This is a genomic window from Mesorhizobium sp. WSM4809, assembly GCF_055811655.1.
The window spans coordinates 14894-26557 of the sequence record NZ_JBVVQW010000003.1 but is presented as its reverse complement, the minus strand read 5'-3'; the positions used below and the strand labels follow the sequence as shown (position 1 = coordinate 26557).

Below are 11664 nucleotides of genomic sequence, written 5' to 3'. Positions count from 1 at the left end.
TACCAGGAATGCCGTCAGCCGGGTAACGGCCAAAAAAGAACCCCGGCGCGAAACGCCGGGGTCATCTTGTCATGCAGCCCGAAACGCTTACGCGGCGGCCGAAACCTGAGCGCTTGCCGGAACCGAGGCGATCGTCTTCAGGATCTGCGAGGCGATCTGGTAGGGGTCGCCCTGCGAGTTCGGACGGCGGTCTTCCAGATAACCCTTGTAGTCGCTCTTGATGAAGGAATGCGGCACGCGGATCGAGGCGCCACGGTCGGCAATGCCATAGCTGAACCGGTTCCACGGCGCGGTCTCGTGCTTGCCGGTCAAACGCTTGTCGTTGTCCGGGCCGTAGACGGCGATGTGATCCATCAGGTTCTTGTCGAAGGCAGCCATCAGCGCTTCGAAATAGGCCTTGCCGCCGACTTCGCGCATATAGGCGGTCGAGAAATTGGCGTGCATGCCCGAGCCGTTCCAGTCGGTGTCGCCGAGCGGCTTGCAATGGTATTCAATGTCGATGCCGTACTTCTCGGTCAGGCGCTGCATCAAATAGCGGGCCATCCACATCTGGTCGGCGGCTTTCTTGGAGCCCTTGCCGAAAATCTGGAATTCCCACTGGCCCTTGGCCACTTCGGCGTTGATGCCTTCGTGGTTGATGCCGGCGGCGAGGCAGAGGTCGAGATGCTCCTCGACGATCTGGCGCGCGACGGAGCCGACATTGGAATAGCCGACGCCGGTGTAGTACGGACCCTGGGGTGCGGGATAGCCGCTCTCGGGGAAGCCGAGCGGCCGGCCGTCCTTGTAGAAGAAATATTCCTGCTCGAAGCCGAACCAGGCGCCCTCGTCATCGAGGATGGTGGCGCGCTTGTTGGAGGCATGCGGCGTGACGCCATCGGGCATCATGACTTCGCACATGACCAGCACGCCGTTGGTGCGGGCGGGATCCGGATAGACCGCAACCGGCTTCAGCACGCAATCAGAGCTGTGCCCTTCGGCCTGCTGGGTCGAGGAACCATCGAAGCCCCACAGCGGCAACTGCTCGAGATCAGGGAATTCGGCGAATTCCTTGATCTGCGTCTTGCCGCGAAGGTTGGGGACCGGGGTATATCCATCGAGCCAGATATACTCGAGCTTGTATTTCGTCATTCTAGCCTCTCGTTGCTTGATCACCGAACACTGAACGGCGTCGACATGCGTCTGCCGTCAGCAGCCGGCCTGCCGCATTCTTAAAATGCAATTCGTGTGCCATTCTTGGTGTGAAGGGTGCGGCAAAATTGACCCGGTACCCACTCGAAATCGGTGATCCGCCTAAGCGATGCGTTCCGATCAATCACAGTCGTTCTTTGCACAAATAGTATGCAATTGCTGATCTTTTCATAGGCATATTGCCTAACTTGATTGCAGACCTTATCTTCGGATCAAGTTGAATCGAAAAGGTTCGGCAGAAGAAAGGAACCCGGCAATGGAAATCATTTCCACACGACCGTCGGCCAAGATTTTGATGTTCCCGGCGGCAGCGCGCGCCACTGCCTCAAATTTGAGCGGCAAGGCTAAGTTTGCGGCAGAGCTTGCCTCGCTGCGTGGTGCCCGCGCAGACTTCGGCGACGGCTGGTACCATGAGGCAGCCATCGAGGATGAGACCCGGGGCCGCAAGAGCTGACACAAAGGGCAGCAGCCCTCGCCAACGAATTGACCTGAAAAGAGAAAGCCCGGCGCGATTGCTCGCGCCGGGCTTTCTTTTGAACACCGGGCCTGCCTACTCCTTGGCGTGCAGGTCGGTGCCGAGCGTATCCTTGACGAAGATCATGCCGATGACCAGCGTTATCGCCGCGATCACCACCGGATACCAAAGGCCATAGTAGATGTCGCCCTTGTAGGCGCTGAGCGCGAACACGGTTGCCGGCAGCAGGCCGCCGAACCAGCCATTGCCGATGTGATAGGGCAACGACATGCCGGTGTAGCGAATGCGGGTCGGGAACATCTCGACCAGGATCGCCGCGATCGGCCCATAGACCATGGTCACGAACAGCACCAGGATGAACAGGATGCCGATCGTCATTGGCCAGTTCACTGCTGCAGGATCGGCGAACATCGCGAACGCGCCACCACCCGGAATGTTGTAGACGGTGACTTCGGGTGCGCCCGCCGCCTCGTCGGTGGTCAGCAGCTTGTCCTTGACTGCCTGGTCGATCGGCACCGTCGCCTTCTCACCGGCACGGATGGCAGCGGCGTCCAGCTTCAGTTCCGGGTTGGCGGCAACAAACGCATCGAGCTTCTGGTCCGCAACCTTGGCTGCCGCGCGCTTCAGTGGATAGCCGCCGTCCTGCAGCGACATGTTGACGGCCTTGATGAAGGCGGCTTCCTTGGTCTTGGCCTGATCGCCGGCGGCGATGGCGTCATAGGACTCGACCGTCTCGTTGCCGATCTTGACAGATGCGGGTGTGCCGGCGGCGGCCGTCGACACGACGTCATAGGGAACCGAGTTCTTGGTCAGGAACGAGGTCGCGATATCGCAGGATGTCGTGAACTTCGCGGTACCCACCGGATTGAACTGGAACTTGCAATCTCCAGGTGCCGCCGTCACCGTCGCCCGCGTGTTCTGCTGGGCTGTGGCAAGCGCCGGATTGGCAGCCCAGGTCAGTGCCTTGAACAGCGGGAAGGTGCATACAATCGCTAAGGCAAGGCCCGCCATGATGATCGGCTTGCGGCCGATCTTGTCGGAGAGCCAGCCGAAGACGACGAAGAAGATCGAGCCGACCGCCAGGGCGATCGCGATCATGATGTTGACCGACTGCGCGTCGACCTTGAGCACGTTGGTCAGGAAGAACAGCGCGTAAAACTGGCCATTGTACCAGACCACGGCCTGACCGGCGGTGAGGCCGAGCAGCGCCAGCAGTGCGATCTTGGCGTTCTTCCATTGGCCGAAGGCTTCCGTCAGCGGCGCCTTGGAGCCCTTGCCCTCATCCTTCATGCGCTGGAAGGTCGGAGATTCGGAAAGCGAAAGCCGAATCCAGATCGAGATGCCGAGCAGCAGGAAAGACACGATGAACGGAATACGCCAACCCCAGGCAGCATAGTTTTCCTTACTCAATGAAGCCTGTACGATCAGGATCACAACCAGCGACAGGAACAGGCCGAGCGTCGCCGTGGTCTGGATCCACGAGGTGTAGTAGCCGCGCCGGTTGTCCGGCGCATGTTCGGCGACGTAAGTGGCCGCGCCGCCATATTCGCCACCCAGTGCCAGGCCCTGCAGCATGCGCAGGATGATCAGGATCACCGGAGCTGCGATGCCCAAGGTCGCATAGCCAGGCAGCAAGCCGACCAGGAAGGTCGACAGGCCCATGATCGTCATGGTGACGAGGAAGGTATATTTACGGCCGACAAGATCGCCGATGCGGCCGAACAGCAATGCGCCGAACGGGCGCACCAGGAAGCCTGCGGCGAAAGCCAGCAGCGCGAAGATATTGCGGGTCGCTTCCGGGATGGCTGGACTGAAAAAGGTCGAACCAATGAACACTGCCAGCGAGCCGTAGAGATAGAAATCATACCATTCGAAAACGGTGCCGAGCGAGGAAGCGAAGATGACTTTCTTCTCCTCCCGCGTCATGCCGCGGCTTGCTCCGCCGGCGGTCGATGTTATTGCCATTTCGTTATCCTCCCGTGAGACCCGTTCTCGATGCTGCGCGACACCGTCCGCGCTCTCCTCCGAGCACGGACTCAACGACAGCCATTCGAGAAAAATGACAGAAAGCGCCCGCCAAAGGCAGCGCGTCTTTGGGATTATGACTTTGGTATTAGGTGCACTGCGGGATGAAACCGGGCGAGCTGGGAAAACCCCTTAGCCCTTGAGCGCTTGCAGCAGGCCGACAGCAGCCATCATGTCGTGCTTGCGAGCCGCGCGGCGGGCTACGGCCTCCGCATCCTGCCCCCAATGCTCGATCTGCCAGTCCTCGTCGACATGGGCAGCGGCCCAGGCAGAATCGGCATCGAGTTCACCGAAATCGACAGCCAGCGCCAGCAGCGCCGAACCTGTGAGCGACGTCATCACATGGATGGCGGCGAGCCGCAGCGGCTCCGTTCGCTGGGCAAGATGGCTGCCCAGCACCGCGATGGTCTCACGCGGCTGCTCGACATGGATGATGCCCTCGGCCAGATTGAAGCGGGCTCCGAGTGCCCTCGCCCAGTCGATCACCGGATCCCAATGCTGGTTTTGCCGCTCCACCAGCCCTTGCGGCGCGTCGGCGCGGTAACAGAGCAGATCGGACGAGGCAAAGCGCAGAATGTCCTCCAGCACCGCCTGCGGGTCGCTGGCGACGCCGTCGATGGCGGTGTTGACGAGGCGCATCACCGGCATCGTCACCGGATTGATGGTCTCGCTTTGGGCGGCGAACTCGTCGGCGACGAGCGCGGCTGCCGCTTCGGTAGGCACCGCCAGCAGCGCCTTGCCGGGCGTGCGCACCGGCTTGCCGTCGAGATACACGGCAAACCCCTCCTCCACCGGCGCGACCGAGACGGTCTTGTAGAAGCGTTTCGGCAGAGGCGTCTTCATCTGGATCTGGGCGCGGCGCACAGGATCCGGGTCGGAAAGATATTTGCCGGCTTCAAGGTCGTTCAGGATATCACGCATAGAAGGTCTCTCTTACACCGGCGTCAGCTTGCGCACCGGCCGGTTGACGATGATCAGGCCGGCGGCAATCAGGCCAAGTGCCAGGAAAATGCGCATGGTCAGCGGCTCATTCAAGAACATGGCGCCGCACAGCACGCCGAAAACCGGCGACAGGAAAGTGAAACTGGACAGGCCTGACGCCGGATAGCGCCGCAACAGCCAGAACCACAGCACATAGGTGAAGGCGACGATGTAGACAGCCTGGAAGAGCAGCGCCAAGGTCGGCAGCACGGTTGGGTCGCGAACGGGCGGGCCGGCGAGAGGCAGCACCAAGACCCCGACGATCGCTGCCCCGGCGAGCTGGTAAAGCAGAAGCTTCTCGGCGCTCGCCTCGACCAGCTTCGAGCGCTTGATGAGGATGTTGGTCAAAGCCCAAAAGAATCCGGAGCCAAGGCTCAGCAGATCGCCGAACAGCATGTCTCCGCCGCCGCCAAGCTTGTCGGAAAACACCGCGACAAGGCCGGCAAAGGCCAGCAGCAGGCCAAGGAATTTCCTCAATGTGATCTGCTCACCGAGCAGGAAATGGCCGCCGAGCAGCATCCAGAACGGCATCGTGTTGACCAGCAGCGTGTTGCGGGCAACGGTCGTATGCTCCAGGCCGACATAAAGGCAAAGGAACTCGATGCCGAAAAGCGCGCCAACCACGATGCCGGCGAGCAAGGTCCCGTCGCGCGTGAAAAGCGCGATGCCGCGCCACCGGCACCAGGCAAAGACACATAGGCCGCCGATGATCGAGCGCGCGATCGACAGGAAGACCGGGTCATAGCCAGCGTAGGAGATCTTGGCGGCGACGTAATTCAACCCCCAGGAAAAGGTCAGCCCGACCATGATGGCGGCGGCGGCCATGTCGACCGTGTCGCGCCGGTCGAGCGCGTCACTGGCGCCGCTCACGATCAGTCCTCCGCGCTGGCGTCGTCGAAGCCGATCAGGTTCCAGCTCTGGCGCATGTGCGGCGGCATTGGCGCGGTGACATCGATGACGCCCTTGTCGGGATGCGGAATGATGATGCGGCGGGCGTGCAGATGCAGGCGGTTTTGAATGCCCCCTGGAAAGTCCCAGTTGGTGTCGGCCTCGAAATATTTCGGATCGCCCAGGATCGGGCAGCCGATGTAGGCGGCGTGGACACGAAGCTGGTGGGTGCGGCCCGTATAGGGCTCCATTTCAAGCCAGGTCATCGTCTGCGCAGCCTGCTCGATGATGCGGTAGTAGGAGACGGCGTGATCGGCGCCCTTTTCGCCATGCGCAGCGACCCGCACGCGGTCACCGTCCGGCGTCGGCTCCTTGATCAGCCAGGTTGAGATCTTGTCCTCGCGCTTGGGCGGCACGCCCTTGACCAGCGCCCAATAGGTCTTCTTGGTCTCGCGGGCGCGAAACGCTTCCGAGAGCTTCATGGCGGCCAGCCGGGTGCGGGCGACGACCAGAACACCCGAAGTGTCGCGGTCGAGCCTGTGAACCAGTCTGGGCTTCTCGCCCTTCTGGCTGCGCCAGGCCTCCAGCATGTCGTCGACATTGCGGGTGACGCCCGAGCCGCCCTGCACCGCAAGGCCCGCCGGCTTGTTGAAGACGAAAACCTTGGGATCTTCATGGATCAGCATTTTCGACAGGACATCGGCATCACCCTGGTTGCGGATCGAGTGGCCGGTCAGCGCACTCTCGCCCTTCTTGTCGACCTCGAGCGGTGGGACGCGAACCATCTGGCCGGGCTCGACACGGGTGTCGGCCTTGACCCGACCGCCATCGACACGGATCTGGCCGGAGCGCAGAAGCTTCTGCAAATGGCCGAAACCAAGGCCCGGGAAATGGGTCTTGAACCAGCGGTCGAGCCGCATGCCCGCCTCGCCGGCCTCCACCGTGATCTGTTCAACGCCTGCCATGTTTTTTGTCGCTTATCCGTTTCCCGAGCGAAGCTCGGCCTGTTCTTGGCGCGGCAATAGCACTAAGGCAGGCTTCTTGCGAGCCAAAGTCCCAGAAACAGGGCGATAATGGCGCCAATGACGCTGGCAAGGGCATAACCCAGCGCAGGCAGCGTGGCTCCCCGCTCCCACAGCGTCGCGAAATCGAGCGAAAAGGCGGAGAAGGTGGTGAAGCCGCCGAGAATGCCGGTAGCAACGAACAGCCTGACCTCGTTCGATCCGCCACGGCGCATCATGGAGGCGATGAACAGCCCCATGGCGAAGGAGCCAATGATGTTGATGGCCATCGTGCCCCAGGGATAGCTGGGGCCGACAAAACGCAGCGCGCCGATGTTGGCAAGGTGACGAATTCCGGCGCCGATGCCGCCACCGACGACGACGAGAAGCAGATTGAACATCTTCGGTACTTCCCCGGGCTATTCAAATTCAGCCGATGCCGCCAGCTGCATTGAGCGATTGCCTGCTCAGGTCGTCTCGGCATTCTTCGGCTTGGTCGAACCGATCATCTTCCAGTTCTTGTAGAACATGGAATTGATGCGCTCGACGCTGACCGAGACGATTGAGAGCATGCCCGCGATCAGTCTGGGAACCGGAGACGGCCGGATGATGTCCATGAACACGCAGTAGCGGCGTCCGTCATACTCGTTGACCGAGCGATGCAGCAGCGTGTCGTCGAAGATGAACAGCGGATTGTCGTACCAATAATTCTTGACGTTGCCGCACTCGACGAAAATCTCCGACTTAACCGGGATCAGATTGTAGAGAATGCGCAGGCTGAGCCGCAGCGGGCCGAAATGCCAGGAGGTCGATTCGCGCTTGCTGAAGACGGAAACGGCTATGGTCTTGATGTATTTGAAATCCTTGTTGAACTCGGCGACGTTGTCGATCCTGTGCTTGCCGTACCACTGGTAGACATACATGCCGCGCCGGCCGGCGCCGAAATTGGCGTCGATATCGGCAATGATCTCATCCTTGCGCGCCTTGAAGATGTCCAGGACCTCGTTGACCTCGCGCTGATAGTCGGCGGGAAACTGCTCCAGCTTCCAGACACCTGGATTTCTGTAGCACAAGAGGTCGACCAGCAGATTGAACGGCGAAAGCAGCCAGGTGAACAGGCCGTTGCCGAGAAAATAGCCTGAGAACAGCGACAGATCCTTGCGGTCGTTGCGCAGCACGTCGATCAGGCCGCAGATGATGAAGATCGTCGTCAGGATGGGAATGAAATAGAAGCCAAGGGCGAGAAGCGGGATGGCAATGGCGAATTTGCGAAGGGACTTGCGAAGGGTTTTTGTCATTTTTCCACGCGCGGAGCGCGATCCTGTTGCGAATGAAGTGCCCAAATCACGGCAACGACCACCGCCCGGTCGTGCGCCTTGATAAGGTTTTTTGGGTTACCACACAACGGCCCTGCTATCGTGGCCGGCTGGCTGCCTGGTGGATCTGGTCAACGGCCTCACGCAAGCCTGCTACTCCCGCTCCTTGCGCAGCTTCGCCCAATAGTCGAGCCGCTTCCTGATGTCGCGCTCGAAGCCGCGCTCGGGCGGATCATAGAAGGTCTGGCGGCCCATCTTCTCGGGAAAATAATCCTGCCCCGAAAAGGCATCCGGCTCGTCATGGTCGTAACGATAGCCGGCGCCGTAATCCTCCTCTTTCATCAGCTTTGTCGGTGCGTTGAGGATGTGCTTGGGCGGCAGCAGCGAGCCGTGTTCCTTCGCGGCCCGCGTGGCAGCCTTGAAAGCATTGTAGACGGCGTTGGATTTGGGCGCGGTGGCGAGATAGACGGTGGCCTCGGCAAACGCCAACTCGCCCTCGGGCGAGCCAAGATAATCATAGGCATCCTTGGCGGCATTGGCGACGACAAGCGCCTGCGGGTCGGCAAGGCCGATGTCTTCCATCGCCATGCGCACCAGCCGGCGGCCTAGATAGAGCGGATCCTCGCCGGCATCGAACATGCGTGCGAGATAGTAGAGAGCCGCGTCAGGGTCTGAACCGCGTACCGATTTGTGCAGCGCCGAGATCAGATTGTAATGGCCGTCCTGGCCCTTGTCGTAGATCGGCGCGCGGCGCTGGACGATGCGCTGCAGTCCCTGGGGATCGAAGACCTCGCCGGGTTTGGCTGCCCGCCAGACTTCTTCCGCGAGCGTCAGCGAGGCCCGGCCGTCGCCATCGCTCATGCGGATGAGCATGGTCCGCGCCTCGTCGTCGAGCGGCAGCGCCCTGCCCTCGGTCTCCTCCGCCCGCACCATCAGCTTGGAGATGCTCTCCTCGCCAAGCGAATGGAAGACCAGAACGCGCGCGCGTGACAACAAAGCGGCATTCAGTTCGAAGGACGGGTTTTCGGTCGTGGCGCCAACCAGCACGACTGTCCCGTCCTCCATGACCGGGAGAAAGCTGTCTTGCTGGGCACGGTTGAAGCGATGGATCTCGTCGACGAACAGCAAGGTCTGGCGGCCATTGGTGCGGCGCAATTTGGCCGCTTCGAACACCTTTTTCAGGTCGGCGACGCCGGAAAAGACAGCCGATATCTGCTCGAAGGCCAGGCTGGTTTCGCCGGCAAGCAGGCGCGCCACGGTGGTCTTGCCGGTGCCGGGCGGCCCCCAGAAGATCATCGAGCCGAGCGAGCCGGAACCGATCAACCGGGTCAGCGCGCCGTCAGGGCCGGTCAGATGCTCCTGGCCGACGACCTCGCCAAGGTTTCTCGGCCGCAGCCTGTCGGCCAGCGGCCGCCCGGGCGGGGTCTTTTCCGGTTCATCGACGCTGAACAGATCGGCCATGCACTTCTTTTTCGTTGGAGCATGAGCCCGAATGCACGGAACCCAGCCCTAATAACGCAACACCTGACGCATTATCTGCCCGCCACGCTCGACGGTAAAGCGCCACCAGCGCGTATCCGTCCTGGCCGCCAACTCCAGGGTCGCCGCGGTATTGATGGTGGTGCCGTTCACCTCGCGCACGATGTCGCCCGGCTGGAAGCCGAAATCGGCGGCCGGAGAATCGCGGTTGATGTCGACCACGGTGACGCCCTTGATGTCCGTGCGCAGGCCAAGCCGCTGCGCGAGCCGGGGCGACAGCTCCGCGACCTTGGCGCCCGAAAACGGGCTGCGGCCATGCAGCGTCACCTCGGCAGCTTTCATGCCTTCCGGAGCACGCTCCAGCGCAATATCCATCGCCGCCTGCTGGCCCTTGGTCAAAACCGCGAAATTGGCGGTGGTGCCGATCGACAGCGTCGCCATCCGGTAGTCCAGCGCCTCGATGCTCTCGACCGGCTTGCCATTGAGTTGCAGCACCACGTCGCCGGGCTTGAGTCCTGCCTTGCCGGCCGGACCGGTCGCTTCGACCGACGAGACCAGCGCACCGGTCGGCTTCTCCATGCCGAGCGATTCGGCGATCTGCGGCGTCACCGCTTCGAACTCGGCGCCGATATAGGGCCGCTCGAAGAAGTCGAGCCCGGCCTTGGCCGCGTCGGCAAAAGCGCGGACCATATTCGAGGGAATGGCGAAGCCGATGCCGATCGAACCGCCGCTGCGGCTGTAGATGGCGGTGTTGATGCCGACCAGCTGGCCGCCCATGTTGATCAGCGCGCCGCCGGAATTGCCAGGATTGATGGCGGCGTCGGTCTGGATGAAGAAGCTGGAATCGGAGACGCCGATATGGCTGCGGGCCAGTGCCGAGACGATGCCGCTGGTGGTGGTCTGGCCGACGCCGAAGGGGTTGCCGATGGCCAGCAACAGGTCGCCGACCTCAAGCGCGTCGGAATCGCCGATGGCGATAACCGGAAACGGCTTGTCCGAGGTGATCTTGAGCACGGCGAGGTCGAGTGTCTCGTCCTTGAGCAGCACCTTGCTGTCGAACTCACGCCCATCAGCGGTCGCCACCTTGACCCGGTCGGCATCCTTGATGACGTGGTAATTGGTGACCACGACGCCGGTCGGATCGACCAGCACGCCGGAGCCGAGCGAAGACTGTGCACGCGGCTGCGAGCGACCGAAGAATTCCTCGAAGAACGGATCGCCGTCGAAAGGCGACGTGACCTTGGCCGTCTGCGAGGCATAGACGTTGACCACGGCCGGGGCTGTCTGCTTGACCAGCGGCGCAAACGACAATTGCACCTCCTCGCGGCCGAAGGGTACGCGCTTGTCGGGACCAGCCGTGGCGTTTTCGCCTTCCACGCCATGCAGCAGGTCGGTCAGCACATCGGACAGGCCGGGATCGGTCTTCGTCTCCTCGGCCAATGCCTGCCTGACCACCGGTGCGGCCGCAAACGCCATGATGGCGAAAAGCAGAACAAGGGGCAGTCTTCTGGCGCGCATTCGCGAATCCTCCAAGGCAAGTTCGGGGGCATTGTCCCGACGATTGTGCAAAATGAAAGGCTAAGCCGCTGAAATCCGACTATTTTGGGCAGCAAAACAGCTACAGCTGACCTTGAAACCGAAAACCTCGTGGCCCTGATGAAAAAACAACTCCTGTCTTTCCGTGACTTTTTGAAGACCGGTAGCTTGGGGCCGATCTCCCCCGACATGACAATGGCCGAGATTGTCGAAGTGCTCGGCATGCCTGAGCATGTCGATCCAGATTACTGGACGTTCGGAAAGCTCGAAATTTCCTTTGATATCACGCCGCCTCGCCAGATGAACTGGTTTCAAATTGAGCAGGCCAGTTACCTCAAAGGCGATTTGGAGGCTCTCACCACTCGCTTTGCACTCTCCCTGGACGGGTTCAGCGGAAAGACAAAGCCATCAGAGTTCCTGGGTGCCGGCCTTTGGACTCCAGATCAGGCCAAGGTTTTCTACGCGGCATCCGGCCATGACATCGGGATGAACATCTGCGCCGGACCGATTCAGATAAATTTTCATGTGGCTGCCGACTTCATCGGCAACCAAGATGCCGAAACCTATTTGAAGGCCTCCTCCCCGTCGCAAGCGATGGCGAAAATCGATTCTCGAGCCGTCCTCGACAGTATCTATTCATATCCTTACCCGAAGACTGAAGAGGTACCGGGTGCATTCGATTGGAAGCTGTTGAGCGGAAGCCAGTACCTGGCGCTGGCCGATGGACAGCAAACATCGGCAAACAAAAAAGGGGCCCGCAGGCCCCTTTGAACTC

The 11664-nt window shown here is 61.2% G+C and carries 11 protein-coding genes; 2 read left to right on the top strand and 9 right to left on the bottom strand.

Annotated elements, in window-relative coordinates; all coding sequences use genetic code 11:
• Nucleotides 1-87 precede the first annotated feature (87 nt).
• Nucleotides 88-1128 carry a glutamine synthetase beta-grasp domain-containing protein gene (locus AC0L24_RS08155; RefSeq protein ID WP_127260164.1) on the bottom strand — a complete coding sequence of 347 codons (1041 nt, stop codon included), beginning with the start codon at nt 1126-1128 and terminating at the stop codon, nt 88-90.
• A gap of 316 nt (nt 1129-1444) precedes the next feature.
• Between AC0L24_RS08155 and AC0L24_RS08150 the strand changes: the two genes are divergently transcribed.
• On the top strand, nt 1445-1642 hold the full coding sequence (locus tag AC0L24_RS08150) for a DUF2735 domain-containing protein (RefSeq protein ID WP_127396442.1): 198 nt from the start codon (nt 1445-1447) through the stop codon (nt 1640-1642).
• 96 nt (nt 1643-1738) lie between these two features.
• Here AC0L24_RS08150 and AC0L24_RS08145 read toward each other — a convergent pair whose 3' ends face one another.
• The 8 genes from AC0L24_RS08145 to AC0L24_RS08110 all read right to left on the bottom strand — a co-directional run bounded on the left by AC0L24_RS08145 (nt 1739) and on the right by AC0L24_RS08110 (nt 10871).
• Nucleotides 1739-3628, bottom strand: coding sequence for an MFS transporter (locus AC0L24_RS08145; RefSeq protein WP_127396443.1), 1890 nt, complete (start codon nt 3626-3628; stop codon nt 1739-1741).
• A gap of 192 nt (nt 3629-3820) precedes the next feature.
• Nucleotides 3821-4609 (bottom strand): ATP12 family chaperone protein, encoded by a 789-nt coding sequence (locus tag AC0L24_RS08140; RefSeq protein ID WP_292135537.1) that lies wholly within the window; start codon nt 4607-4609, stop codon nt 3821-3823.
• Nucleotides 4610-4621: 12 nt separating this feature from the next.
• Nucleotides 4622-5494, bottom strand: coding sequence for a DMT family transporter (locus AC0L24_RS08135; RefSeq protein ID WP_164873986.1), 873 nt, complete (start codon nt 5492-5494; stop codon nt 4622-4624).
• 47 nt (nt 5495-5541) lie between these two features.
• On the bottom strand, nt 5542-6522 hold the full coding sequence (locus AC0L24_RS08130) for an RluA family pseudouridine synthase (RefSeq protein ID WP_127271590.1): 981 nt from the start codon (nt 6520-6522) through the stop codon (nt 5542-5544).
• Nucleotides 6523-6584: 62 nt separating this feature from the next.
• A complete protein-coding gene (crcB, locus tag AC0L24_RS08125) occupies nt 6585-6959 on the bottom strand; it encodes a fluoride efflux transporter CrcB (RefSeq protein ID WP_127810390.1) in 375 nt (124 codons plus the stop codon).
• 66 nt (nt 6960-7025) lie between these two features.
• On the bottom strand, nt 7026-7856 hold the full coding sequence (locus AC0L24_RS08120) for an aspartyl/asparaginyl beta-hydroxylase domain-containing protein (protein WP_127396447.1): 831 nt from the start codon (nt 7854-7856) through the stop codon (nt 7026-7028).
• A gap of 171 nt (nt 7857-8027) precedes the next feature.
• The gene (locus tag AC0L24_RS08115; RefSeq protein ID WP_127810389.1) at nt 8028-9335 is read right to left on the bottom strand and encodes a replication-associated recombination protein A; all 1308 of its coding nucleotides are present in this window, start codon (nt 9333-9335) and stop codon (nt 8028-8030) included.
• A gap of 48 nt (nt 9336-9383) precedes the next feature.
• The gene (locus AC0L24_RS08110) at nt 9384-10871 is read right to left on the bottom strand and encodes a DegQ family serine endoprotease (RefSeq protein ID WP_473563633.1); all 1488 of its coding nucleotides are present in this window, start codon (nt 10869-10871) and stop codon (nt 9384-9386) included.
• A gap of 84 nt (nt 10872-10955) precedes the next feature.
• Between AC0L24_RS08110 and AC0L24_RS08105 the strand changes: the two genes are divergently transcribed.
• The gene (locus AC0L24_RS08105; protein ID WP_127396165.1) at nt 10956-11660 is read left to right on the top strand and encodes a hypothetical protein; all 705 of its coding nucleotides are present in this window, start codon (nt 10956-10958) and stop codon (nt 11658-11660) included.
• Nucleotides 11661-11664: the final 4 nt, after the last annotated feature.